The sequence below is a fragment of the Leifsonia xyli subsp. xyli str. CTCB07 genome (genome assembly GCF_000007665.1).
Taxonomy (GTDB): Bacteria; Actinomycetota; Actinomycetes; order Actinomycetales; family Microbacteriaceae; genus Leifsonia; species Leifsonia xyli_C.
Genome location: NC_006087.1, coordinates 1845015 through 1868589, shown reverse-complemented (window position 1 = coordinate 1868589; position 23575 = coordinate 1845015). Strand labels below are relative to the sequence as shown.

23 protein-coding genes, 1 tRNA gene and 2 pseudogenes are annotated in these 23575 nt (G+C 68.6%); 12 read left to right on the top strand and 14 right to left on the bottom strand.

What is annotated here, in order from left to right; translation table 11 throughout:
* Nucleotides 1-49: 49 nt before the first annotated feature.
* Nucleotides 50-1669: a chaperonin GroEL gene (gene groL, locus LXX_RS08860; protein WP_011186532.1), complete on the top strand. Its 1620-nt coding sequence runs from the start codon at nt 50-52 to the stop codon at nt 1667-1669.
* A 256-nt stretch (nt 1670-1925) separates the two neighbouring features.
* Nucleotides 1926-2006 (top strand): annotated as a pseudogene (locus LXX_RS16845) (integrase core domain-containing protein); the annotation flags it as partial.
* 187 nt (nt 2007-2193) lie between these two features.
* Here the strand turns inward: LXX_RS16845 and LXX_RS08855 are convergent.
* From LXX_RS08855 to LXX_RS08835, 5 genes are all read right to left on the bottom strand, one after another.
* Complete coding sequence (locus LXX_RS08855) at nt 2194-2484, bottom strand: type II toxin-antitoxin system RelE/ParE family toxin (RefSeq protein WP_041767663.1); 291 nt, start codon at nt 2482-2484, stop codon at nt 2194-2196.
* Entirely contained in the window at nt 2481-2714 is a 234-nt protein-coding gene (locus LXX_RS08850) for a type II toxin-antitoxin system ParD family antitoxin (protein WP_011186531.1), read from the bottom strand. The genes LXX_RS08855 and LXX_RS08850 overlap by 4 nt, the downstream gene beginning before the upstream one ends.
* Before the next feature lie 128 nt (nt 2715-2842).
* Nucleotides 2843-3400 (bottom strand): hypothetical protein, encoded by a 558-nt coding sequence (locus LXX_RS14395; protein WP_141692758.1) that lies wholly within the window; start codon nt 3398-3400, stop codon nt 2843-2845.
* Between the two features lie 68 nt (nt 3401-3468).
* Complete coding sequence (locus LXX_RS08840) at nt 3469-5184, bottom strand: sensor histidine kinase (protein WP_011186530.1); 1716 nt, start codon at nt 5182-5184, stop codon at nt 3469-3471.
* Nucleotides 5185-5223: 39 nt separating this feature from the next.
* Nucleotides 5224-5916 (bottom strand): response regulator transcription factor, encoded by a 693-nt coding sequence (locus tag LXX_RS08835; protein ID WP_041767661.1) that lies wholly within the window; start codon nt 5914-5916, stop codon nt 5224-5226.
* Between the two features lie 161 nt (nt 5917-6077).
* On the opposite strand from LXX_RS08835, the gene LXX_RS08830 reads away from it, so the two are divergent.
* From LXX_RS08830 to LXX_RS08820, 3 genes are read left to right on the top strand one after another with little or no spacing between them, the layout of a single operon-like run.
* On the top strand, nt 6078-6263 hold the full coding sequence (locus LXX_RS08830; RefSeq protein WP_141692759.1) for a hypothetical protein: 186 nt from the start codon (nt 6078-6080) through the stop codon (nt 6261-6263).
* 2 nt (nt 6264-6265) lie between these two features.
* The gene (gene folP / locus LXX_RS08825; protein WP_011186528.1) at nt 6266-7162 is read left to right on the top strand and encodes a dihydropteroate synthase; all 897 of its coding nucleotides are present in this window, start codon (nt 6266-6268) and stop codon (nt 7160-7162) included.
* Nucleotides 7155-7925 (top strand): pyrimidine reductase family protein, encoded by a 771-nt coding sequence (locus LXX_RS08820; RefSeq protein WP_041767659.1) that lies wholly within the window; start codon nt 7155-7157, stop codon nt 7923-7925. The genes folP and LXX_RS08820 overlap by 8 nt, the downstream gene beginning before the upstream one ends.
* Nucleotides 7926-7931: 6 nt before the next feature.
* On the opposite strand, the gene LXX_RS08815 is transcribed toward LXX_RS08820, so the two are convergent.
* The 3 genes from LXX_RS08815 to LXX_RS08805 are packed head-to-tail and all read right to left on the bottom strand — an operon-like array spanning nt 7932 to nt 11736.
* Nucleotides 7932-9572, bottom strand: a complete 1641-nt coding sequence (locus LXX_RS08815; RefSeq protein WP_011186526.1) for a DNA repair helicase XPB — start codon at nt 9570-9572, stop codon at nt 7932-7934.
* 6 nt (nt 9573-9578) lie between these two features.
* Complete coding sequence (locus LXX_RS08810; protein WP_011186525.1) at nt 9579-11423, bottom strand: helicase-associated domain-containing protein; 1845 nt, start codon at nt 11421-11423, stop codon at nt 9579-9581.
* A 22-nt stretch (nt 11424-11445) separates the two neighbouring features.
* Complete coding sequence (locus LXX_RS08805) at nt 11446-11736, bottom strand: hypothetical protein (RefSeq protein WP_011186524.1); 291 nt, start codon at nt 11734-11736, stop codon at nt 11446-11448.
* Nucleotides 11737-11792: 56 nt separating this feature from the next.
* Between LXX_RS08805 and LXX_RS08800 the strand changes: the two genes are divergently transcribed.
* Together LXX_RS08800 and LXX_RS08795 are read left to right on the top strand one after the other, a co-directional pair.
* Nucleotides 11793-12173: a cold-shock protein gene (locus LXX_RS08800; RefSeq protein ID WP_011186523.1), complete on the top strand. Its 381-nt coding sequence runs from the start codon at nt 11793-11795 to the stop codon at nt 12171-12173.
* On the top strand, nt 12166-12768 hold the full coding sequence (locus LXX_RS08795) for a DUF3027 domain-containing protein (protein WP_050737894.1): 603 nt from the start codon (nt 12166-12168) through the stop codon (nt 12766-12768). Before LXX_RS08800 ends, LXX_RS08795 begins: the two co-directional genes overlap by 8 nt.
* Before the next feature lie 267 nt (nt 12769-13035).
* Here LXX_RS08795 and serC read toward each other — a convergent pair whose 3' ends face one another.
* Nucleotides 13036-14151, bottom strand: coding sequence for a phosphoserine transaminase (gene serC / locus LXX_RS08790; protein ID WP_011186520.1), 1116 nt, complete (start codon nt 14149-14151; stop codon nt 13036-13038).
* A gap of 118 nt (nt 14152-14269) precedes the next feature.
* Between serC and LXX_RS08785 the strand changes: the two genes are divergently transcribed.
* The 5 genes from LXX_RS08785 (at nt 14270) to LXX_RS08765 (ending at nt 17722) form a co-directional block, all read left to right on the top strand.
* Nucleotides 14270-14959, top strand: coding sequence for a metal-dependent transcriptional regulator (locus LXX_RS08785; protein WP_041767658.1), 690 nt, complete (start codon nt 14270-14272; stop codon nt 14957-14959).
* A 219-nt stretch (nt 14960-15178) separates the two neighbouring features.
* Nucleotides 15179-16093, top strand: a complete 915-nt coding sequence (locus tag LXX_RS08780) for a C40 family peptidase (RefSeq protein WP_223227629.1) — start codon at nt 15179-15181, stop codon at nt 16091-16093.
* A gap of 377 nt (nt 16094-16470) precedes the next feature.
* Complete coding sequence (locus tag LXX_RS08775; protein WP_011186517.1) at nt 16471-16968, top strand: HNH endonuclease; 498 nt, start codon at nt 16471-16473, stop codon at nt 16966-16968.
* A gap of 54 nt (nt 16969-17022) precedes the next feature.
* A tRNA-Arg gene (locus LXX_RS08770) sits at nt 17023-17094 on the top strand.
* Nucleotides 17095-17287: 193 nt separating this feature from the next.
* Nucleotides 17288-17722 (top strand): DUF3054 domain-containing protein, encoded by a 435-nt coding sequence (locus LXX_RS08765; RefSeq protein WP_011186516.1) that lies wholly within the window; start codon nt 17288-17290, stop codon nt 17720-17722.
* Between the two features lie 34 nt (nt 17723-17756).
* On the opposite strand, the pseudogene LXX_RS16840 reads toward LXX_RS08765, so the two are convergent.
* From LXX_RS16840 to LXX_RS08745, 5 genes and pseudogenes are all read right to left on the bottom strand, one after another.
* Nucleotides 17757-17885, bottom strand: a pseudogene (locus LXX_RS16840) (hypothetical protein); the annotation flags it as partial.
* Between the two features lie 128 nt (nt 17886-18013).
* Entirely contained in the window at nt 18014-19132 is a 1119-nt protein-coding gene (locus LXX_RS08760; protein WP_011186515.1) for an aminopeptidase P family protein, read from the bottom strand.
* A gap of 5 nt (nt 19133-19137) precedes the next feature.
* Entirely contained in the window at nt 19138-20295 is a 1158-nt protein-coding gene (locus LXX_RS08755; protein WP_041767657.1) for an acyl-CoA dehydrogenase family protein, read from the bottom strand.
* 473 nt (nt 20296-20768) lie between these two features.
* The gene (locus LXX_RS08750) at nt 20769-21587 is read right to left on the bottom strand and encodes a trypsin-like serine peptidase (protein WP_041767656.1); all 819 of its coding nucleotides are present in this window, start codon (nt 21585-21587) and stop codon (nt 20769-20771) included.
* A 688-nt stretch (nt 21588-22275) separates the two neighbouring features.
* Complete coding sequence (locus LXX_RS08745) at nt 22276-23487, bottom strand: MFS transporter (RefSeq protein WP_011186512.1); 1212 nt, start codon at nt 23485-23487, stop codon at nt 22276-22278.
* Nucleotides 23488-23575 lie beyond the last annotated feature (88 nt).

Here is a 23575-nt window from a genome sequence, read left to right as displayed (position 1 = left end):
TGCTAACAAACCGAATCTTTCGCAGACGTCCGGGAGGGACGAGAAACACATGGCAAAGATCATTGCTTTTGACGAGGACGCGCGTCGCGGTCTCGAGCGCGGCCTCAACATCCTGGCTGACACGGTCAAGGTGACGTTGGGCCCGGGCGGGTGCAACGTCGTCCTCGAGAAGAAGTGGGGAGCGCCGACCATCACCAACGACGGCGTCTCCATCGCGAAGGAGATCGAACTCGACGACCCCTACGAGAAGATCGGCGCGGAGCTGGTCAAAGAGGTCGCGAAGAAGACCGACGATGTCGCCGGCGACGGAACCACCACCGCCACCGTGCTCGCTCAGGCGCTCGTCAAGGAGGGTCTGCGCAACGTCGCGGCCGGCGCCGACCCGATCTCGCTGAAGCGCGGTATCGAGAAGGCTGTCGAGGCCGTCACCGCCGAGCTGGTCGGCAACGCCAAGGAGGTCGAGAGCAAGGCGCAGATCGCGGCCACCGCCTCCATCTCCGCCGGGGACACCACCATCGGGGACATCATCGCCGAGGCGATCGACAAGGTCGGCAAGGAGGGCGTCGTCACCGTCGAGGAGTCGAACACCTTCGGCACCGAGCTGGAGCTGACCGAGGGCATGCGCTTCGACAAGGGCTTCCTGTCGCAGTACTTCGTCACCGACCAGGACCGCCAGGAGGCGGTGTTCGAGGATGCTTACATCCTCATCGCCAACCAGAAGATCTCCTCGATCAAAGACCTGCTCCCGATCGTGGACAAGGTGATCCAGGCCAACAAGCAGCTCCTCATCATCGCTGAGGACGTCGACGGCGAGGCGCTGGCGACCCTGATCGTCAACAAGATCCGCGGCATCTTCAAGTCCGTCGCCGTCAAGGCTCCGGGCTTCGGTGACCGCCGCAAGGCCATGCTGCAGGACATCGCGATCCTCACCGGTGGCCAGGTCATCTCCGAGGAGGTCGGCCTCAAGCTGGAGAACGTCACCCTCGACCTGCTCGGCAAGGCCCGCAAGGTCGTCATCACCAAGGACGAGACCACCATCGTCGAAGGTGCGGGCGACCCCGACCAGATCGCCGGCCGCGTGGCCCAGATCCGTGGCGAGATCGACAACTCCGACTCCGACTACGACCGCGAGAAGCTCCAGGAGCGTCTCGCCAAGCTCGCTGGTGGCGTCGCCGTCATCAAGGCGGGTGCGGCCACCGAGGTCGAGCTCAAGGAGCGCAAGCACCGCATCGAGGACGCCGTCCGCAACGCGAAGGCCGCTGTCGAAGAGGGCATCGTGGCCGGTGGGGGCGTCGCCCTCATTCAGGCCGGCAAGCTCGCCTTCGAGAAGCTGTCGCTCGAGGGTGACGAGGCCACCGGCGCCAACATCGTCAAGGTCGCCATCGAAGCCCCGATGAAGCAGATCGCGATCAACGCAGGCATGGAGCCGGGCGTCGTCGTGGCCCGTGTCCGCGAGCTCCCGCTCGGCCACGGTCTCAACGCGGCCACCGGCGAATACGTCGACATGCTCATCGCGGGCATCAACGACCCGGTGAAGGTCACCCGCTCGGCGCTGCAGAACGCCGCCTCCATCGCGGGCCTGTTCCTCACCACCGAGGCTGTCGTGGCCGACAAGCCGGAGAAGGCCGCCCCTGTCGCGGCCGAACCGGGTGCGGGCATGGACTTCTAAGTCCGGCGCAGCCGCAGACGACGGAAGGGCGTCTCCCCGCGGGGAGACGCCCTTCCGTCGTTCCGCGCCCGGGACCTCTTGTCCGGGAGTTCCTCCCGGGTTTCCCTCCCCGGTTTCCCTCGTCCCCGGATGCCCCGCGACGCGAGGGGACCCACGCGCGCCGGCGGTTCGTCCCGGCCGGGTCCGTGCGCTGGCGACCGGCTCTCTAGGTGTAGTTCCTTGGGAGGTTGTGAACGGCTGGGTTAGCGAAGACCTTCGCACCCGCCCCTACCGGCCGCAGACCAACGGCAAGGTTGAACGGTTCAACCGCACCCTCTCGGCCGAGTGGGCGTACGCTAGCGGAGAACATCCTTGAGGGTGGCCCCGCAGCCTTCAACGCCCGCCATCATCTATACGATTCTGATCGTCCGAGTACGAGGATGGCGCCAGTCCGATTCTCGGATTAGAGCAGCCTTAATGGGACACGCTCAGTTCCTACAGCACAATAATCGATCTTCCGCCACGGCGATCAAGCGATTCCCCACTCACAGGTGCAATGTCGGGTCCATGCGCTGATGCAGGATCCGTATCACATCCACACCGACTGTGCTCTCGACGTAGAAAAGCAGATGGCTGCCAATCCCGTACCGACGGTACCCTTGGCGGATCTCATCACAGTCCCGACCACGAGAAGGGGCGTCGGCAATACGCTCGATTGCAGCTCTGATCTCGGTTACATAGGTCTCGGCCTGACGGACGTTCCACCGCTCCTCGGTAAAGTCCCAGATCGAGGAGAGGTCGCGTTGCGCAGCGGGAGTGAGGCGGTAACCTGTCACGACTTCTTCATCGCGATGAAAGCGTCGAAGTCGAAAGCCTCTGGCATGCCACTCGCCTCACCCGCGACGAGGGCGGCACGGAGCGCTGCGAGTTGCGTCTCCTGGTCCTCCAGCAACCGAAGGCCGGCGCGGACGACCTCGCTTGCGGACCGATAGCGGCCTGACGAGACCTCTTTGGAGAGAAAGTCCGAGAAGTGATCATCCAGGCTGATCGAAGTGTTCTGAGCCATGATGTCATGGTACCAATCCTTGGTAAGCCACGGGTGGAAACCCGACCTCAACCCGTTTGCGACCACCTTCGCCGGACGGTTCGAGAGAACCACTCACTAATAAAAAACCGCCTGACCCCACACGCCGTTTACCGGACAGACCTGCCGCATTCAGGCGAAGGCGCTGAGTTATGGCGCAAGAGAACCAGCGAGCTGGTGCAATAGTTGCTGGATCGCCTCCGAGGACAAGGAACACCACTGACGCTTCCCGGCCCTGGGCAGTGCGGATCGTGGCCTGCTGTGAGCCCTGGGTACCTTCGGGAAAGCGAGTCAAGCCGATCAGCGACGGCTCGAAACGGTGAAATCGCGATGACCTGGTCCGGCGGGATGCCATGATCAGCGAGATAGGCAAGCGCCTCTCTAACCGGGCGATCTGGTTCATCCTGGAGATGAGTTCCCTGAGTCGGCGCCGGTTCGTCGATCCAGCGACTCGGTGCGACGATTGGACCGGTCGTGCTGTCGAAGATGTCAGGCTTGTCCGGATCGTCGAGCCGGCGTTTGACGCCGTTGACCATGATGCCGTTGTATGCAATGTCGTTGCAGAGGACGAACTTCGTCACATCGACGTGGTTCAGCGAGCCGGGATGGTCGTGCTCGTAGTGACGGATCGGCTCCCCGGTGACCCGGTCGATCACCGGCAGCTTCACAGCCGGAGGTCTTCGCCCCTCAGCACCTCACGGCCGTATCGCCGAAACAATGTCCCTGGACAGCACACCTAGCCGGCGATCGGCTTCGGCGCTGCCGTCGAGTCTGCGAGCGGCAGCGACACCCGGAACGTCGCGCCTCCGCCGGGTGTCTCCACGACATCCACGCTGCCGTTGTGCGCTGCGACGATCGAGGAGACGATCGCCAGGCCGAGGCCGCTCCCTCCGGTTTCGCGGGTGCGTGAGGTGTCGGCGCGCCAGAAGCGCTGGAAGATCTTCTCGTGGATCTGGGGCGGGATGCCGTCGCCGTGGTCGCGGACCTCCAGCACCGCCCGCTCGGTGCGGTGGTCGACCTGCACCCCGATCTCGATGGGGCTGTCGCTGGCGGTGTAGCGCAGCGCATTGCCCATCAGGTTGGTCACCACCTGGCGGAGCTTGTTCTCCTCGGCCAGGACGAGCGCGGGATGGGCGGGCGGAGCCTCCGACAGGCTGATCAGCTTCTCGCCGGTCGCCATCACGAGGGGGCCGCCGCTGCCGCTTCGGCGGGTGCGTCCGCGGCGCAGGCGGGCTAGCGTTGCGCCCGCGAAGGCGATGGGGCCGGTCGCGTTCGTCGGGCGGACGGGCTGATCGGCCACGGGCAGCGGAGCCGTGTCGACCCCGGGCTCCTCCGGTTCCGGGGCGACGGCGGCGATGGGGGGCGGGACGATCACGGTGACGATGCGGCCCGGGGAGCCCGCCATCGCATCCATCGCGGCGTCACGGGCGATGGCGACGAGGTCGACAGGGTTCAGGTCGAGCGGTTTCGTCTCATCCAGGCGGGCGAGTTCGAGGAGATCTTCGACGAGGATGCCCATCCGGATCGCCTCCTTCTCGATGCGGTCCATCGCCTGCGCGACATCGTCGGGGGTTTGCAGGGCGCCCATCCGGTAGAGCTCGGCGTAGCCGCGCAGCGAGACGAGTGGCGTGCGCAGTTCGTGGGAGGCGTCGCCCACGAACCGGCGCATCTGGTCGATCGTGCGCGCGCGGTCGCTGAAGGCCCGGTCGATCCGGTTGAGCATGGTGTTGAGCGAGCGGTTCAGCCGGCCGACCTCGGTGTTCGGCGTCGCGCCGCCGAGGCGCTGGCCGAAGTCGCCGTCGGCGATGGCCGCTGCGGTCCGCTCGACCTCGCGCAGCGGCGAGAAGGTGGTGGTGACCAGCATGCGGGTCAGACCGGCCCCGACGATGATGACGATGACGCCGAAGCCGAGGAAGATCGCCAGAAAGCTCGCCATCACCGTGTCGATCTGGCTGGTGTTCGTCGCGACGATCGCCGTGCCGAGCGCCCCGGCCGGCGAGGTCAGCGTCACGACCTGCGCCATCGCCCGGTAGGCGATGCGGCCGTCGTTGCTCGTGAGTGGGTATCCGCCCTGCGATTGAAGCTGTTTGCCGTCGGTGACCGAGATGTGGTCGGGAACGGCCGGCCGGCCGGAGAACGGGATGTTCGACCAGTTGGTTCGCACCAGGTCGCCGTTCGAATCGTACAGCGCCGCGAAGTAGTCCGATGGGCTCGCATCCGTCGCGATCTTCGCGCTGCCCGACGACGTGCCGAACAGGTAGGTGTTGAGATAGTTCGCCCCCGATGCTGCCGAGAGCTGTGCGTCCAGCTGGTCGAGCAGCACCGGCTTCAGCATGGACATCGTGCCGATGCCGGTCACGAGCAGCCCGAGCGTCAGCATGAGCACGGTCACCCCGGTGATCTTCATCCTCAGGGAGATCGCGTTCCAGCGGTCGAGCAGACGTGAGTGCATGAGGACGTCAGTCTATGCAGGGAAGCTGGGCGCTCCGTCTCACGCCTTGGCGGCTTTCAGCATGTAGCCGAATCCGCGTTTGGTCTGGATGAGCGCTTCGCTGGAGTGCGCATCCACCTTGCGGCGCAGGTAGGAGATGTAGGACTCCACGATGCCGGCGTCGCCGTTGAAGTCGTACTCCCACACATGGTCGAGGATCTGCGCCTTGGACAGCACGCGGTTCGGGTTCAGCATAAGGTAGCGCAGCAGTTTGAACTCGGTCGGGCTCAGCTCGATCGGGGTGTCGCCGACGAAGACCTCGTGCGTGTCCTGGTCCATCGTCAGCTCGCCCGCGCGGATCACGGCGTCCTCGTCGGCCTGCATCGTGCGGCGCAGGATGGCTTTGATGCGCGCCACGATCTCGTCGAGGCTGAACGGCTTGGTGACGTAGTCGTCGCCGCCGACGGTGAGGCCGGTGATCTTGTCCTCGGTGTCGTCTTTGGCCGTGAGGAACAGGATGGGCGCGGTGTAGCCGGCCCCGCGCAGCCGCTTGGTGACGCCGAACCCGTTCATGTCCGGGAGCATGACGTCGAGGACGATGATGTCGGGCTCCTCTTCGAGGACCGCGGAGATCGCCTGCGCGCCGTTGCCGACCGCGCGCACGGCGAAGCCGGCGAAGCGGAGGCTGGTCGTGAGCAGATCGCGGATGTTTGGCTCGTCGTCGACGATGAGAATGCGGGGTCCTGCGTTCATGCGAAACATTATCTGCACATTCACTGAATTCTTCCTGTGAGCAGACGGTGCGCTGTGGGTGCGAGGGCTGGCGCTCGCCGTGCGGGCAGCGGATGCCGGCGGCAGAGCGTGCGAGCAATGACGTCGCCCGGTTCTTCTCCTCAGGCCTCTACGATCGGGGCATGGAATCTTCGGGAGACCCGCTGGCGGGCGGTGTCCGCGCCGTGCGCCGCAGCGACCGGCCGGTGGCGGGGGCGGAAACGAATGTGCGGGATATGCAGGAGGACAGTCAGCGTCTCCTCGGCTCCGGTGACGGCATCGACCCCGGCCGGCCCGCGGGCGAGAGGCCGGATCGTGCCGGCGTCTGAAGATGTATCTTCCTCCCCTTCGCGTTCCCGTCCGCCGCATCGGCGCCCGCACCTTCGACTTCTCCCGGCGCGTGGCCGTCATGGCCGTGGTCAACCGGACGCCCGACTCGTTCTTCGACCAGGGCCGTACCTTCGCCCTCGAGAAGGCTGTCGCCGCCTGCTTCGACGCGGTCGCGGCCGGCGCGGACTGGGTCGACATCGGAGGGTCGCCGTTCGCGCCGGGCGAGGCGATCCCGGTGGAGGCGGAGGCCGGGCGCGTGGTCCCCGTCGTGCGCGAGCTGCGGGCCGGATCGGATGTGGCGATCTCGGTCGACACCTTCCACTCGGAGGTCGCCCGGCGGGCCATCGCCGCGGGCGCCACCGTCGTCAACGACACCACCGGGCTGAGCGACCCGGAGCTCGCTCGCGTCGTGGCCGACAGCGAGGCGACGCTCGTCCTCACGCACAGTCTCGCCGTTCCGCGGACGGTGTACCCCCGGCCGCACTACGCCGACATCGTTGCGGAGGTGTCGGCGTTCCTGCTCGACCGGGTGGAGTGCGCGGCCGCGGCGGGGGTCCCGGAGGAGCGCATCGTGCTCGATCCCGGCCACGATCTCAACAAGAACACCCTGCACTCGCTGGAGCTGACGCGCCGCCTCGCCGAGATCGCCGACCTCGGTTACCCCACGCTGGCCGCCGTCTCCAACAAGGACTTCATCGGCGAGACCCTGGATGCGCCGCGATCCCGGCGCGGGGAGGGGTCGCTCGCCGCCGCGGTCGTCTCCATCGTGAACGGCGCGCGCATCATCCGGATGCACGATGTGCGAGCGTCTGTCGCCGCTGTCCGTATGACGGAGGCTGTTCTGGGCCTGCGGGAGCCGGCCTTCCTCAAGCACAACATGGGAGATGCGAATGACTGACCCGGCTCTCGTCCGCTTGCGCCCGGCACCCGGCGCGAGCGGACTCGACGACACCGAGCTCGCTGCGCTCTACACCGCCGGAACCGGCGCCGGTCCGTCCTGGCTGCGCGTGAACTTCGTCGCCAGCCTCGACGGCGCGGCCACCGAGCAGGGTCTCTCTGGCGGCCTCTCGGACGACGCCGACAAGCGCGTGTTCGACATCCTGCGCCGCCTCTGCGATGTCGTGGTCGTGGGGGCGGGGACGATTCGCGCGGAAGGCTACGGCGCGATGCGCGTGGACGCGGCATCGCAACGGGCCCGCCGGGCGGACGGGTTGACCGAGCACCCTGTGTTCGCCATCGTCAGCGCCGTCCTCGACCTCGACCCGGCCGGTCCGATCTTCCGCGAGGCCCCCGAGCGCCCGCTGGTCCTCACTTCGGAGCGCTCGCGCGCCGGCGCCCGCGAGGCGCTTGCCGAGGTGGCGGACGTCGTCGTGTGCGGCGCCCAGCGCGTCGAGCCGCGGCTGCTGGTGCGGGAGCTAGCCGCACGGGGACTGCGCCGCATCCACTGCGAGGGCGGTCCGCGCCTGTTCGGCGACCTCCTCGCGGGCGGAGTCGTGGACGAGCTGTGCCTCACCCTGAGCCCGCGGCTCGAGGCGGGCTCGGCCACCCGCATCGCGGTCGGCGCTGCGCCGATCGAGCCGGTCGGGATGCGGCTCGCGCACGTTCTGCACTCGGAGGACACGCTGCTCCTCCGTTACGTCCGCGCCGGAGCCGCCGCCTGACCTCCGCTACGCCGCCAGCGCGTGCGCGTCCAGGATCGTGTACGAGTAGCCCTGCTCTGCCAGGAACCGCTGCCGATTCTGCGCGAAGTCCTGATCGACGGTGTCGCGCGCGACGAGCGTGTAGAAGTTCGCCGAGAGGCCCGACTCCTTCGGTCGGAGCAGCCGGCCGAGGCGCTGCGCCTCCTCCTGCCGCGAGCCGTACGAGCCGGAGACCTGGATGGCGACCGTTGCCTCCGGGAGGTCCACCGAGAAGTTCGCGACCTTGCTCACCACCAGCACCGGTGTCGTGCCCTCCCGGAACTCCTGATACAGCCGCTCGCGTTCCTCCACGGCCGTCGCGCCGGTCAGCTGTGGCGCGCCGAGCGCCTCGGCGAGCTCGTCGATCTGATCGAGGTACTGCCCGATGACCAGGATGCGCTCGCCCGCGTGCCGCTCGACCAGCCGCCGCACGACCTCCTGTTTCGCGGGCGCCGTCGCCGCGAGCCGGTAGCGCTCGTCGTCCGCGGCGGCCGCGTAGCTCAGCCGCTCGCCGGGCGGCAGATCGATCCGCACCTCGTAGCAGGCGGCAGGGGAGATGAAACCCTGCGCCTCGATCTCCTTCCACGGCGCATCGAAGCGTTTGGGGCCGATCAGGCTGAACACATCGCCCTCGCGGCCGTCCTCGCGCACCAGCGTCGCGGTGAGCCCGAGCCGTCTGCGGGCTTGCAACTCCGCGGTCAATTTGAAGACGGGGGCGGGGAGCAGGTGTACCTCGTCGTAGACCACGAGCCCCCAGTCCAGCGCGTCCAGCAGGGCCAGGTGGGCGTACTCGCCCTTCCGCTTGGCCGTGAGGATCTGGTATGTGGTGATGGTGACCGGTTTGACCTCCTTGACCTGGCCCGAGTACTCGCCGATCTCCTCAGCGGTCAGGGTGGTCCGCTTCAGCAGCTCGTCGCGCCACTGCCGTGCCGACACCGTGTTGGTGACCAGGATGAGCGTTGTGGTCTTGGCCGTGGCCATCGCTCCCGCGCTCACAAGCGTCTTGCCCGCGCCGCACGGCAGGACCACCACGCCGGAGCCGCCGTCGAAGAAGTTGCCGATGGCCTTCCGCTGGTAGTCGCGCAGCGCCCAGCCGTCCTCGCGCAGGCCGATCTCGTGCGGCGTGCCCGGTGTGTACCCGGCGAGGTCTTCGGCGGGCCAGCCGAGCTTCACGAGCTCCTGTTTGAGCTGCCCGCGCGCCCAGGCCTCGACGGCGAACGTCTCGTCGTCGCGCCGCTCCAGCAGCAGCGGCGCGATGCGCTTTGCCCCGGCCACCTCGGTCAGCACCGCCAGGTCGTCCGAGCGCAGCACCAGCGCGCCTTCCCCGTCGCGCTCGATGACCAGCCGGCCGTAGCGCGCGACGGTCTCGGCCACATCCACCGACACGGTCTGCGGGAGGGGGAATTTGGAGTAGCGCTCCAGCGTCCCGAGCATGTCGTCGGCGGTGTGCCCGGCAGCGCGGGCGTTCCAGAGGCCCAGCCGGGTGATCCGGTAGGTGTGGATGTGCTCGGGCGCGCGCTCCAGCTCGGCGAACACAGCCAGATCGCGCCGGGCGTCCTCGGCGTCGGGATGGGCGACCTCGAGCAGCACGGTGCGATCGCTCTGGACGATCAGGGGGCCATCGGACATGACAGCTCACTCTACGCTGCGCAGCCCTTTGACGCTGGAGAGCGGCAGTGTGCGTTCGATGTCTGCCGCGCGGTCCCGGCCGCGCAGTCGGCCGCCGCCCACACCGGTCGGCTCCAGCTGGTAGTCCACGATCCGGCCGTCGGGCAGGGCGACTTCCACGATGATTGGCTGGCGCGCGCGCACGGCCTGATCGAGCTGGCGCGCGAGCAACTGCTGAGCGGTGAGGGCGACGGTCGTGTCGGCTCCCGCCTCGCCCTCGGCTTCCCGCAGCCGCGCGACGAGCTCCGCGTCCGGGTCCCGGGAGGTGGTGACCGGGGGAGGCGCGACCCGTTGCCGCCGCAGGGCCACCGGCGCTCCCGCATCGTCTTCTGCCACGACCGGATACCGCGCGTCGCTGAGCGCCCAGTAGACGACATCCCGGGGGAGAGGGCTCGTCAGGGTGGCGTCGTCACGCACGAGGCGCAGCGCCCGGAGCGATCGGTCGACCGCGATCGCCTCCACGAGCGTCGCGTCGGCCGTGTATACGAGCGCGCCGCCGTCCTCGCCCGACCGCACCCGCACCCGGCCGTGCCGTTCGACCGCGTCCGCGATGAGGTAGCCGAGCGGCTGCGGCACACCGGTCAGCGACACCGCCGCGAGGAAGTCGAGGATGCTCGCCGCCGTCTCGCCTGCCGTGACGGCACGGTCGATGCTGGCCGCCGAGAACCGGAAGGTGGAGGCCAGCGCCCGGCTCTCCATCTCCGCCATCGTCCGCAGCCGCGTCTCCACGTTCGGGGCGAGCGGGCCGGGGGAGATGACGGTGAGGTCGTGCTGCAGGTAGACGCGGTCCACCTGCGCTGGGAACAGCCCGGCCAGGAGTCCGGCCGCGGCCTCCGGGCCCCTCGTTACGAGGGCGGTCCCGGCGCTGCTCGGCGTCTGCTGCGCCGTCACACCCAGCCACTCGGCCTCCCGGGTGCGTGCCTCCATCCGCTGCTGGGCCTCCGCGGCCGCAGCCGGGTACAGCCAGGCGATGTGCTCGCGCAGGCTCTCTCCCCACCTGGCGCGGTTGCGACTGGCCAGAAGCGAGCGCAGCCCGGCGGGCAGCGCCTCCCACCAGCCGGCGGCGAGGACGCGCCAGCGGTCGGCGGCGGCCGAGTGCCGCCAGCCGGAGGCCGCTTCGGTCGGCAGCCAGGTTCCGTCGCCCACGGTGGCGAGCCCGGCGCGCCCTGCGACGGAGAGAGCCACCGGCACCACGGACTCCTCCACGCTCAGCGCCTCGGCCAGGCGCTTCGTCGCTGGCAGCGCCAGGCCGCCCTTCTGCAACTCGCGGGCGCCTTCGCGCCCCAGCTCGGCCAGCAGCTCGGAGACCGCGGCGACGGCCTCGAACGCCCGTTCGGCCGCGAGACGGTCGGTGAAGCGCTGATCGGCCACTGGCGCCAGCGCGAGCGCCGCCGGTGGCGCGGCGGCGAGCAGTTCCTCTGCGCTGGGCTCAATCGCCGCTGTCACGGCCGGGTAAGCCGCGTACCGGCTGTCCCCGGGATGGACGAGGAATGCTCCGGCCAGGTCAGCCAGCGCTCCGGCCGCTTCCTGCTCGGCGCCCCCGGCCGTCGCGGGGTGTGCGGCGAACCCGTACGCGAGGGCCGCGGCGTCGAGGAAGCCGCCCGCGCGGCCGAGCAGCGCCAGCGCCGCGAGCCGGGTGCGGTCCAGACCGGTGAGCGCGCGCTGCACGGCCTCGGGATCGAGCAGCGCTTCGGCGAGGTCGAAGAAGTCGGAGACGCCCGCGCGGCGAATCGGCCGGGCGTGCAGCGCGGCTACGAGTCCGGCGTCCGGCAGCGCACGCAGCCGCGCGGCCAGGGCGAGCGTCGTGGTCATCGCAGGGACCCCGCGCTGACCGTCAGCGCCTGTTCTTCGGACCGGCCATTTTCGCCGCCGCCCGGCGGCGCTGGAGCGCTCCGGCGACGATGATCGCGATAATCAGGACGAACGCGAGGGGGAACGCGGCGAGGGGGAACAGGAACACGGCCGGCCACAGCCCCTCACCGGAGCCTTGCTGCGGCATCCTGCCCAGGGCGGAGCCGATCAGGATGGCCGCGATGCACAGGAGTGAGACCGCGACGAGGGCTGCGGCGATGTAAGAGAGTATCCGCTGGAGACGGGAAAACGGCGGCGGCGTCTGCTGGGTCACGGAATCAAGGATAATTGAGGTTGATCATTCGATCCGCCATGTGAAGTGAGGTTCCCATGCCAACCGGCAAGGTCAAATTCTACGACGACGAGAAAGGCTTCGGCTTCATCAGCTCCGATGACGGTCAGGAAGTCTTCCTGCACGCCTCGGCGCTGCTCGCGGGCGCCGTGGTCAAAGCGGGGAGCCGTCTCGAGTTCGGCATCGCCGACGGCAAGCGCGGCGCCCAGGCGCTCTCCGTGCGGGTGCTCGAGGCCCCGCCGAGCCTGGTCAAACTGAAGCGCAGATCCGCCGACGATATGGCGATCATCGTGGAGGACCTCGTGAAGCTGCTCGACGGCATCGGTGCGAACCTGCGCCGCGGCAAGTACCCGGACAAGGCGCACGGCGTCAAGATCGCCGCCGTGCTGCGGCGCGTCGCGGATGACCTGGATGCCTGAGAGCCCTGCGGAGCCCGGCGACTTCCGGGAGCTTGTCGCGGCCATCTCCCTCGCCCGGGCGGCTCTGGCCGAGATCACTCCCGAGTCCACGGTCGGCGAGCCGCTCGGTCACGTCGTCGAGGCCGGCGGAGCCGTCTCCCTGCTGTTCGCCTGCACGCTGCCCGGCTACCCCGGCTGGCGCTGGACGGTCTCGGTCGGACGCGCGGAGGACGGTGTCCAGCCGACTGTGCTCGAAGCCGAGCTGATGCCCGGCGAGGAGTCGTTGCTCGCGCCCGATTGGGTGCCGTGGTCGGAACGTCTCGCCGAGTACCAGGCGGCGCAGGAGGCCCTCACGGTCGAGGCGGACGACGATGACGAGGACGGCGAGGACCGGCCCGACGAGGATGAGGATGAGGATGAGGATAGCGACGGCTTCGACGACGAAGACGACCACGACATCCACGATCTGCATGCCGGGGACGACGTGGACGGCGTCGACATCGACAGTGTCGGGGGCGAAACCGGCCTCCTGCCGACGGGCGTCGACGACGAAGCCACGGACATCGAAGCCGATGCCGAGCCTGTCCTCCCCGACGGGGAGGGCGCTGTTCTGTGACGCTGGTCGCCGCCCGGCGGCTCAGCGCCGGCGGTCCCGTCCGGTGTTGAGGTAGGCGAGCCCGAGCACGCCGAGGGCGAGACCGGCGACGATCGTCCAGCGCCACCGGCTCTCGTCCACAGCGCTGAGCGGGCTGGCGAAGGCGAGTGTCGCAGCGAGGGCGGCGAACTACAGGACCAGACCGGTGAGCACGGCCCGCCGGTCGTCCGCCGGGAGGGGCGCCGGATCGGGCCGGCGCTCGCTCTCGCGCAGCCAGAGCCGCACGGCTCAGCACAGCCGCTCGACCACGTACTCGACGCAGCCGATCAGCGCCCGCACATCCGCCGGCTCGATGGCTGTGAACGTCGCGATGCGCAGCTGGTTGCGCCCGAGTCTGCGGTAAGGTTCGGTGTCTACGATCCCGTTGGCGCGCAGAGTCTTCGCGATCGCTGCGGCGTCGATCGTGTCGGCGAAGTCGATCGTGACGACCACCTGGGAGCGGTGCTCCGGGTCTTCCACGAAGGGAGCCGCGTACTCGACCGAATCGGCCCAGGCGTAGAGCGCGTCCGAGGACTCCTTCGTCCGGGCGCTCGCCCAGGCGAGGCCGCCATGGGCGTTCATCCACGCGATCTGGTTCTCCATCAGCGCCACGGTCGCCACGGCGGGGGTGTTGAGCGTCTGGTTCAGGCGCGAGTTGTCGACCGCGTTCTTCAGGCTCAGGAACTCCGGGATGTAGCGGTCGCCGGCGGCGATCCGCTCCACGCGCTCGATCGCCGCGGGGGAGAACAGGCCGAACCAAAGCCCGCCGTCCGAGGCGAAGTTCTTCTGCGGGGCGAAGTAGTAGACGTCGGTCTCGGCCGCATCGAGGTCGGCGCCGCCAGCCGCGCTCGTCGCGTCGACGACGGTCAGCGCGCCCGCGTCGCCGTGGATGCGGCGCACCGGGGCCATCACACCCGTCGAGGTCTCGTTGTGCGGCCAGGCGTACACATCCACCCCGGCCGTTGGCTCCGCATCGGATCGCGAGCCCGCGGGTGCTTCGATGACGTGCGGGGCCTGCAACCACGGGGTCGCCGCCGCTGTGGCGAACTTGCCGCCGAACTCGCCGAAGACGAGGTTCTGACTGCGCTCCTCGATGAGCGAGAACGCCGCTGCGTCCCAGAACGCCGTCGAGCCGCCGTTGCCCACCACGACCTCATAGCCCGCCGGCAGCCGGAACAGCTCGCTGAGACCTTCGCGCACGCGGCCGACCAGGTTCTTCACCGGGGCCTGGCGGTGGGAGGTCCCGAGCAGTTCGGCGCCGCCTCCGGCGAGGAACGCGATCTGTTCGGTGCGGACCTTGGAGGGACCGCATCCGAACCGACCGTCGGCGGGTAGCAGCTCAGTGGGAATCGACACATCCGGCATGACAGAAGTTTAGGGGCTGCCGCATCCTCCTGACGGCCACCCGGAATGCTGTCACCGCGCTGCCAGCGGCAGCAAGTAGGCTCTAGTGCGACATTCGCGCCCGCCAGTGGAGGGGTCCATGACCGATCTGATCGACACGACCGAAATGTACCTTCGCACCATCCTGGAGCTGGAGGAGGACAACATCGTCCCCCTGCGCGCGCGCATCTCCGAGCGCCTCGGGCACTCTGGCCCGACCGTCTCGCAGACCGTCGGCCGCATGGAGCGCGACGGCCTCGTCGTCGTGTCGGGCGACCGCCACCTGGAGCTGACCGGCGACGGCCGCCGCAAGGCTGTGCATGTCATGCGCAAGCACCGCCTGGCCGAGCGCCTCCTCAGCGACGTCATCGAGCTCGAATGGGAGTACGTTCACGAGGAGGCCTGCCGGTGGGAGCACGTCATGAGCGAGCAGGTCGAGCGGAAGCTGCTCACCATGCTCGGCAACCCGACGGAGTCGCCCTACGGCAACCCCATCCCGGGCCTCGGCGAACTCGGCGTCGCCGAAACCGCCTCCACCGGGAACCTGGTGAACCTCGTGGAGACCGTGCGCGCCGCCGATTCCGGGGTGACTGCTAGGATCCGCCGCCTCGGGGAGCCGGCGCAGGTTGATCCCGAGCTGCTGTCGCAGCTCAAAAAGGCGGGAGTGATTCCCGGCTCGACCGGCGTTTTCTCGGCGAATGGCTCCTATGTCGCCGTCCAGATCGACGGGGCCGAGACGGGGTTGGAACTGCCCAACGAACTTGCTGCGCACATCTTCGTCGACGCCTGAAATCTGTTACCCGTTCGTTAAGAAGTCCTCGAAAAGATGTGACAAACCAGAAGTCGTCCCGTATTCTCTTACGAGTCCGAACGGGCCAGAAGCCGGCCCACCAGGAACCCGACCGGGACGCTCCACCCCCCGCATCCCGTCTCCCGGCCGGTGAACCGACGCCAATCCACGTAGACGGGGCGGCCCCCCAATGCCGCAGGAGCGCCAGGAGGTTGCACGTTGGCACACTCTGATACGCTCGGTCTCACCCAGGACGGGGCCTCTCAGGACCCTCACTCCACCCCTCAGGATTCCGCTCTCCTCTCTGTGTCGCGCCGGTCTCTCCGCGCCGAGCGAGAGACCGGGATGGTCACCCGCTCGACATGGGGGCCAGCTGGGTCCGCGGTCTCCTCGACGGGTGCTGCCGCGACCGCCGCCAAGCCGGACGGCAAGCGCAAGGGCGGCTGGGCTCTCAACGTCGCGGCGATCGGCGTCGCGACCGGCATCGTCGCCACCATGTCCATCCCCGCCTTCGCTTTCAACCCGGACGAAGCCGGGAGTTCGGCTTTCGGCCCCACAGCCGCCGATAGCATGAAGAAAGCGCAATCGCAGAGCGTCGAGGTCAGCGACGTCGTCTCCTCGACAGCCGGCCGCGAGGCTGTCAGCGCGACCACCGAGCAGCAGCTCGCCGCTCAGAAGGCTGCCGCTGACGCCGAGGTTGCCCGCCAGCGCGCCGCGGTCACGCTGACCCGCTACGCGACCAGCTACTCCGGCCCCTCCGTCCAGCAATTCCTGGCCAAACCGCCATACCCGGACTTCAGCCTCGACCGGGTGTTCTCAGTCGCCCAGCAGTACGTCGGAACGCCCTACATCTACGGCGGCTCCACCCCCGCCGGCTTCGACTGCTCCGGCTACGTGATGTACGTCTACGCGCAGTTCGGCATCTCCCTGCCGCACTCCGTGTCGGGCCAGGCCGCTCAGGGCAAGACGATCTCCATCGAAGACGCCCGCCCCGGCGACCTCGTCATCATGCCCGGCCACGACGGTTTCTACGCGGGAAACGGCAACATCCTGGACGCTCCCACGCAGGGCAAGGCGGTCTCCATCCGGCCGATCTGGACCGACAACTACCGCATCGTCCGCCTGGGGATCTGAACCCCGGTGAACTCTGCGGACACCCGCTCCGGAACGGCGTGCCTCGAAGAGCAGGTGCGTCGTTCATGCGTTACTCTGAACGCTGTGCTGAGCAGCCGCGCAGATCGGAGAGACCCGATGGCCGCACGATCCTCGCTCGGGTCGCTGGAGGCGACCGCGGGGCCCGAGCGCGGCCTCCTGCCGGGCGTCGTGCGCACGCTGCCACCGCGCCACCGCGACTTTCTGGCCTGTCGCCACCATGTTGAAGCCTGCCACCGCTGTCCGGTGGTGTGCCACCACTCTGCCGCCGTCGAAAAGGGCGCTGTCCGCGAGGACAGTGCCCTTTTCGTTTGCCCGGCGTCCCGCAGCGCCCACCCCGTCCATCCGAAAGGTCGCAGATGAAGACTCTGGTCCTCAACGCCGGCTACGAACCTCTTGCGGTCGTCTCCTTCAAGCGCGCCATCGTCCTGGTGATGAACCACAAGGCGACCGTCCTCGAAAGCGACCGAGACCACCCTGTTTGGAGCATCGCCGGCAGCTGGGACCGCCCCTCCGTCATCCTCCTCACCCGCTATGTCCGCATTCCCCACGGCCGAGCCGTCCCGGTGAGCCGCCGTGGTGTCCTCCGGCGCGATATGCACCGCTGCGCCTACTGCGGCAAGTCCGCCACGACCATCGACCATGTCCTGCCCCGCTCCCGCGGAGGCCGCGACTCCTGGGAGAACCTCGTCGCCTGCTGCCTGCGCTGCAACAACGTCAAGAGCGACAAAACCCCCGGGGAGATGGGCTGGACGCTCTCCTTCACCCCCTATGCCCCCCACGATGCCTCCTGGGTCGTGCGCGGGACCGAGGGCGCCCTCGCAGAGTGGCAGGGCTACCTCGCTCCCGCCGCGTGAGGACAGGGCTGCGATCGGCGGTTCCCGGCTCTGCCCGGTAGACTCCTCCCGTGCGCCTCTGTAGCTCAGTGGAAGAGCGAGTGCGTCCTAAGCACCAGGTCGGGGGTTCGAATCCCTCCAGGGGCACCGATGTGAAGCACGTCTCTTCCCCCATGATGTCGGGGGGAAGAGACGCCCGCCGATCCCGGGACCACCGCGGGAGTCACGGCGGTGCGGTGCGGGCTGCGGGAGGATGTCAGAATCCGGCACGGGGGACTCCAGCGGGCTCGGCGGAGGGGACACCCAGCGAACGCACGGCGGTTCCGCGTAGCATCGTCCCGTGAATTCTGGGCGGACCGGGGCCCGCTGGCGGGCAGCGCTTCTGGCGTTCCTCCTCGACGCCGTCCTCGTGTTCGTCTTCGTTCTCGTCGGTCGCCGCAGCCACGGGGAGGCCTCCGGTCTCGGTGGCATCCTGACGACTTCCTGGCCCTTCCTGGTCGGTCTCCTCGCGGGCTGGCTGGTCACCGGGGCCTGGCGCCGCCCGTTCGCGATCGTCTGGCCCGGCATCCCGGTCTGGCTCATGACCGTCGCGCTCGGGATGCTGATCCGCACCTCCGCGGGCCAGGGTGTGCAGCCCAGTTTCATCGCGGTGGCGTTCGTGGCGCTCGGAGTCTTGCTGGTGGGCTGGCGGCTGATCGCGCTGCCGCTGGTGCGGCACCGGGCGCGCCTGAGCGCCATGCGAGGGCGGAGATCGCTGTCGCCACGGCGAAGATAGCGAGACCCGCGAGAGTCCCGGCCACCGTCCCGTTGATCTCGATGAACGGGAGATCGCGGCCCACTTGGGTCTCGATCTTGTCTGTCGTCTCGGCCGCGGACGGTCTCGGCGATGACGTTAGCGAGATCGCGGCGGTAGATCGTGACGAGGCGCAGGGCGGCATCGCTCAGGTGGGCGTTCGGGGAGACGCGGAGGCCGGGGTCGGCGCAGACGCGACCGGCGGCGTCCCCGAACGCCTTCATCCGGCTCAGCGCCCTCCGGCGCTCCGCGTCGCGCACGAGGGGCCGGATGTCACTGGACGATGTGCAGCTCGCGGCTGGTGTTGTTCAGCCGGTGCGCGCCGTCCACATCGGCGACCACGATGTCCTCGATGCGGATGCCGAACCGGCCGGGCAGGTAGACGCCGGGCTCGATCGAGAAGCACATCCCCGCCTCGATGGGCCGCTCCTCGCCCTCGACCAGGTACGGCGGCTCGTGCGTCGTCGTCCCGATGCCGTGGCCCACCCGGTGGATGAAGTGGTCGCCGTAGCCGGCCTCCCGGATCACCGCCCGCGCGGCGCGGTCGATCTTCTGGCACGGCACGCCGGCGGTGACCGTGTCGAAGGCGGTCTGCTGGGCGCGTTTGACGACCTCGAAGACCTCGTGCTCCTCGTCGGTCGGCTCGCCGACATGCACGGTCCTGGTCGTGTCGGAGCCGTAGCCGTCCATGATGCCGCCGAAATCGAGCACGACCATGTCGCCCTCCAGGATCGTGCGCTCACCGGTCTCGTGGTGCGGGTTCGCACCGTTCGGACCGGAGCCGACGATGGTGAAGTCCACCTGCGAGTGTCCGTGCGCGCGCAGGAGCCGGGCGAGGTCGGCGGCGACCTCGTTCTCGGTGCGTCCGGCGAAGCGGACGCCCAGGATGTCCTCGAAAGTCGCGTCCGCCGCCGCGCCCGCGGCGGCGAGCCGGTCGATCTCGTCCATCCCCTTCACCGCGCGAAGCATCGGCAGCGCCGTCGAGAACGCTTCGAACCGGACGGCGGGCAGCTTGGCCTGCAGCGCGAGCAGGTGCATCGCCCAGGTGGCGTCGGAGACGGCGTAGCGGCCGCCGGGACGGAGCAACTCGGCCGCCGGCGCGTATTCGTCGTCGCCATCGCGCCAGTCCAGAAGCCGGAAGGAGCCGGCGGCGATCGTGTCCGCCGCGCTGGTGCGCTCGAGGATCGGCACCAGCATCGTCGGCTCGATCTCGTCCGCCGCCGGGATGACGAGCAGCGTGATCCGTTCGGTGGTCGCCACGGGCAGGTAGCCGGCGAAGTACGCCAGGTCGGGGCCGGGTGAGACCAGCAGACCGTCGAAACCCGCCTCGCGGGCCTGGGCGGCGCCCCGGCGGAGGCGTGCTGTGTAGTGCTCGGCGGTGATGGGGCGCATGCGGGTCACTCCTCGATCGGACCGAGCCAGGCGTTCGCGACGGTGGTGTGTGCGGACTCGGCATCGGATGGGTGGAAGATGCCGGCGAGCACGTCGCGGTACAGCCGGCCGAGTTCGTTCCCCGCGAAGAAGACGGACCCGCCGGAGACGCGGATCGCCTGGTCGACCACCCGGCGGGCGGTCTCGGTGGCGCGGACCTTCATCCTGACGAGCTGGGGGAACCACTGCGGTCCGTGGTCCGCGAGCGCGTCGACATCCCGGGCGATCGCATCCAGCTGGGGCAGCAGCGCGTCCTGGTCGATCGCCGCTTCGGCGACGCGCCACCGGATGTCCGGGTCGTTCGCGTAGCTGCGGCCGTTGTTCTTGAGGCTTGTCCGGCGCTTGGCCGCCGCGACCCCGAGTTCCAGGGCCCGCGCCCCGATACCGGTGTAGACGGCAGCGAGCAGGATCTCGAAGTTCGCGAAGATCGCGAAGACCAGCGGGTCGAGGTTCGGGCCGGGGTCGAGACGGCGCACTATGCGGTCAGCGCGGGCGGGGGCGCCGTCGAGCACGGTGGTGTTGCTCTGCGTCGCGCGCATCCCGAGCGTGTCCCAGTCCTCGCGGATCTCGAAGCCGCCGCCCGTGCGCTCGATGAAGCCGTAGACGATCTTGGGGCCGTCTGCGCTCGCCGTGTCGAGGCCCATTGTGCCGAGCCGGGTCCAGGCGGGGGAGAGGGAGGTGAAGATCTTAGCGCCGAAGAAGCGGTAGCCGCCGTCCGGCTCGGGCCGGGCCTCCGTGGTCGAGCCGAACAGCACGAGGTCGTTGCCCGCTTCGCTCAGGCCGAAGGCGAACACCTCGCCGGCGCCGGCCTCCCGGAGCACGAACTCCAGCGAGTCGTCGTCGCGGTCGCGCAGCGTCTTGGGGATGCCGGTCCAGACGAGGTGCATGTTCACCGCGAGCGCGGTGGCGGGCGCGGCCCCGGCTAGCCGGACCTGGAGCCGTGCGGTTTGCTCGAGGCTCAGCCCCAGGCCACCGAACTCGGCCGGCACGAGCGCTGTCAGGTAGCCCGCCTCCGCCAGCTCGGCGAGGTCCTCCGCGAAGAAGCGGTTCTCGGCGTCGTACTCGGCGGCGCGGCCGCGGAAGCGTTCGAGACGCTCCGTGGTCAGGATGTCCTGCTCGGTCACGTTCCTCAGCTTAAGGGAATGAGTCCGTTTTGAGTCCTGGTCTGCGGCGGCGAGTGGGTCGCGCATGGCGAGCCCGGGCTGCCGAACAGGCGGTGGCGGCGGCCCCGCCATGTGCGCAGGAAACCACCACAAGGAGCGGAGCGGCCACCCGAACCGAAGACCGTCACCGTGTGCTCGCCTTCGCTGTCGTTCCTGGTATCGATGGTTCCGACGGTCTGTTTCTCATAGGACAGGATGCCCCAGCGGTCCCAGAGGTTGACGACGATTCTGGTGTGGCCGCTGGGTCTTGGCTAGGACAGCTGAAACGGTGGATCGTGTCAGGGCCAGAGTCGATCGCGCCTGGCAAATCACTGTCCGACGTCGCCATACGGCGATGTCCAGCGCGGCCGTCGCCGCCGCGCACCGTGAGACACGGGAACCTCCCGGTCTTCGAGCGGATGTCTGAGGAACTCCCGCTTTGTCGGGCTCTCGTGTCAGGTGTTGGCGGAGTTGTAGAGGTCGCGGACCTTGTACGTGTTGGGCGTGGCGATGAGGTATGGGTTCCCGGAACTATCCTTCCCTCTCCGAGACGTGACAGCGTAGATCATGCCGACGTGGTCATCGGTAAGAGATGAGTACCAGGGGCCACCGTCGGAGCCGTGGGTCATCGGACAGCCCATCGTGGTGTCTGACGCAGGCCGATGCCAGCTGGTTTTTCCCGAGCAGTAGTGCTGGATGTTGCCCTGATAGGGGGCTGCGGCCGGGTAACCGTAGATGGTCACCCCATCGCGGCTGGTGCTCTCATTGAACGTGAGGCCGTTCCCGCCGAAGTACTGCTGCATAGATTCACCCTCGCTGTGGGGGTAGAAGGAGATGAAAGCCTGGTCGTGCGAAAAGTCTCCACTTTTCATCCAAGGCGTTAACGCGTATGCCAAATTGCCGTTCCATCCTCCGAGCGGACCCGTTCCGTCTGCGTAGCTGGGGACGAAGAAGAAATTCTTCATCCATCCCTTCATCCATGGCTTCTTAGGATCATAAACGCAGTGTCCTGCGGTGTGGACCAGGTTGCCGCTGCGACTGGCGACGATGGCGCCGCTGCACACATGTCCGTGGGTGTCAGGACCATCGAAGAACAGTTTTCCCACGCTGGCCATCGCCCGGGGCGGTTCGTTCGTCGCGGCGCTCTCGGTCGGCTCTACAGGATTCACCACGATCCGCGGTTCGCTGTTCGCCGGTTCGGTCGTGGCGGTGTGGCTGCGGGGGCTCGCGCCGCGCTCGGCGAGGCTGTCCTCGAGGGGAGTGGCCGAGCGCATCCTCTCGGGAGTCCAATGACCGAGCGGGTCGATGACGTCGCCATTCGCGGACGCGTTTCGCGGAGGACGAGGACCAGGAGCGGAATGAATCACCTCGCCAGGCGAAGACGTGTCAGCGGCCGAAGCTCGGGCCGGACTCGGCGCACCCACCCCCGCCACAAGACCGCTTAACAAGACGAAAACCGTTGCGCCGGTTCGCAGTGTTCGATCGGGAATCTTCATGGACTGGTCCTCTCAGAGTCGACAGCAAGAGACGATGCGACAGAACCCCGAGCGGGCTGTGGCTCAGGAGCACTGACTCAGAAGAACTGACGCGAGAAAGAGGTCGCTCGGACTCTCTTCGTCACTCTAAACAAAGCAGAACGGCGACAGGGTGAGTCAGTTCCTTCTGCGCAGAAAATCACCAAAAGCATGATCCGAAGGCGGGCACCGCTGCAAGAATCCGCCAAAGCGCTCCGGCGCGCCCGCGACGCACCACGTTCGACGAGGAAGACCACGCTCTCGAAGCTCAGATGCTGAATCCGTGTTCGGCGCCTTGACAAGGACGACCCGGCCGTCGAAGATCGCAGCGGACGGCCTCTCACCGGCGTCACCTTCCGCATCGCTACCCAGACACAACGAGCTCACCGGAGCACCACGGAGACGAGCGCTCAGCGCCGCCGACCGCGAACCGGACGGGTTCCGTCGGCTAGGACGGCTGCACCGGCACCGGCTCGGTGTCCGGGAGGGGGGAGGCGTCGCGTCCGCGCAGGTCCGGGTGGACGCGGTGCGCGAGCGCCGGAACGACGAAACCGGCGAACGCGAACGCACCCGCGATCCAGAACGCGCCGACGGGGCCGCTGCTGTCGATGAGGAAGCCCGCAAGCGCCGAGCCGAGCGCGGCTCCGATGAGCTGTCCGGTGCCGACCCAGCCGTAGGCCTCCGCGGTGTCGGAGAACTTCACGCTCGCCGACACGATCGCGAACAGCACCGCCAGTGCGGGCGCGATGCCGAGTCCGGCGATGATGAGCGTGAGCGAGAGGCCCCACCACGACCACAGCATGAAGGTGGAGAGCAGCACGCCGACGAACACGATCAGCATCCGCCGTGCTGTCGCCCAGGGTCCGATCGGGACGTGCCCGAACGCGAGGCCGCCCACCAGTGAGCCGAGCGACCAGATGGCCAGCACGATCCCCGCGAACGGCGACCCCTCGCCGAAGGTCGCCACCACACCGGCTTCGACCGCCGCACAAGAACCGATCAGCAGGAACCCGACGACCGTCGCCAGCAGCACCGGCGGACGCGCGAGCACGACCCCGAAGCGTCGCTTGCTGCGCGGGATGCGCACCCGCCCGACCTCGGGGGAGGAGATGAACCAGAACCCGCCGAGCAGCATGATCGCCACGGACATCAGGATGCCCTCGACCGTGCCGATCTGCGTGGAGACGAAGGTGATCGCGACGGGCCCTGCGATCCAGATGATCTCCTGCGCGGACGCATCCAGCGAGAACAGCGGCGTCAGCTGCCGCGAGTTCACCATCTTCGGGTAGATCGTGCGGACCGCGGGCTGGATGGGCGGCATGCTGAGCCCGGCGAAGAACGCGACGGCCATCGTGAGCGGGATCGGCATCCGCAGGAGGCCGATCCCGGCGACGGCCGCCGCGCACAGGAGCAGCGTCGTCCAGAGGACGGCCCGCATCCCGAGCACGCCCATCAGTCGGCTGGTCATCGGGCCGGCGATCGCCTGTCCGACGCTCATTGCGCCGAGCACGAGACCGGCTGCGCCGTAGCTGCGGTGGATGTGCTCGATGTGCAGCAGGAACGCCAGCGAGAGCATGCCGAAAGGGAACCGGGCGGTCAGCTGCGCGGCGATGATGCGCCCCACCCCGGGTGTTCTCAACAGGTTCGAATAGGTGCTCACGATCTCTCCACTGTATCGGTCGCGCCCCCCCGATCCGGAGGGCGGAATCGGCGGCACGCCGGGTGTGGAAATGTGCATAACTTGTTCA

Bases quoted from the DNA above. Each gene is read 5' to 3' on its own strand.
- groL (WP_011186532.1), top strand. From the start codon at position 50: ATGGCAAAGATCATTGCTTTTGACGAGGACGCGCGTCGCGGTCTCGAG.
- LXX_RS08850 (WP_011186531.1), bottom strand. From the start codon at position 2,714: ATGGCTCAGAACACTTCGATCAGCCTGGATGATCACTTCTCGGACTTT.
- LXX_RS08840 (WP_011186530.1), bottom strand. From the start codon at position 5,184: ATGCACTCACGTCTGCTCGACCGCTGGAACGCGATCTCCCTGAGGATG.
- LXX_RS08835 (WP_041767661.1), bottom strand. From the start codon at position 5,916: ATGAACGCAGGACCCCGCATTCTCATCGTCGACGACGAGCCAAACATC.
- LXX_RS08830 (WP_141692759.1), top strand. From the start codon at position 6,078: ATGGAATCTTCGGGAGACCCGCTGGCGGGCGGTGTCCGCGCCGTGCGC.
- folP (WP_011186528.1), top strand. From the start codon at position 6,266: ATGTATCTTCCTCCCCTTCGCGTTCCCGTCCGCCGCATCGGCGCCCGC.
- LXX_RS08820 (WP_041767659.1), top strand. From the start codon at position 7,155: ATGACTGACCCGGCTCTCGTCCGCTTGCGCCCGGCACCCGGCGCGAGC.
- LXX_RS08815 (WP_011186526.1), bottom strand. From the start codon at position 9,572: ATGTCCGATGGCCCCCTGATCGTCCAGAGCGATCGCACCGTGCTGCTC.
- LXX_RS08810 (WP_011186525.1), bottom strand. From the start codon at position 11,423: ATGACCACGACGCTCGCCCTGGCCGCGCGGCTGCGTGCGCTGCCGGAC.
- LXX_RS08800 (WP_011186523.1), top strand. From the start codon at position 11,793: ATGCCAACCGGCAAGGTCAAATTCTACGACGACGAGAAAGGCTTCGGC.
- LXX_RS08795 (WP_050737894.1), top strand. From the start codon at position 12,166: ATGCCTGAGAGCCCTGCGGAGCCCGGCGACTTCCGGGAGCTTGTCGCG.
- serC (WP_011186520.1), bottom strand. From the start codon at position 14,151: ATGCCGGATGTGTCGATTCCCACTGAGCTGCTACCCGCCGACGGTCGG.
- LXX_RS08785 (WP_041767658.1), top strand. From the start codon at position 14,270: ATGACCGATCTGATCGACACGACCGAAATGTACCTTCGCACCATCCTG.
- LXX_RS08775 (WP_011186517.1), top strand. From the start codon at position 16,471: ATGAAGACTCTGGTCCTCAACGCCGGCTACGAACCTCTTGCGGTCGTC.
- LXX_RS08760 (WP_011186515.1), bottom strand. From the start codon at position 19,132: ATGCGCCCCATCACCGCCGAGCACTACACAGCACGCCTCCGCCGGGGC.
- LXX_RS08750 (WP_041767656.1), bottom strand. From the start codon at position 21,587: ATGCGCTCGGCCACTCCCCTCGAGGACAGCCTCGCCGAGCGCGGCGCG.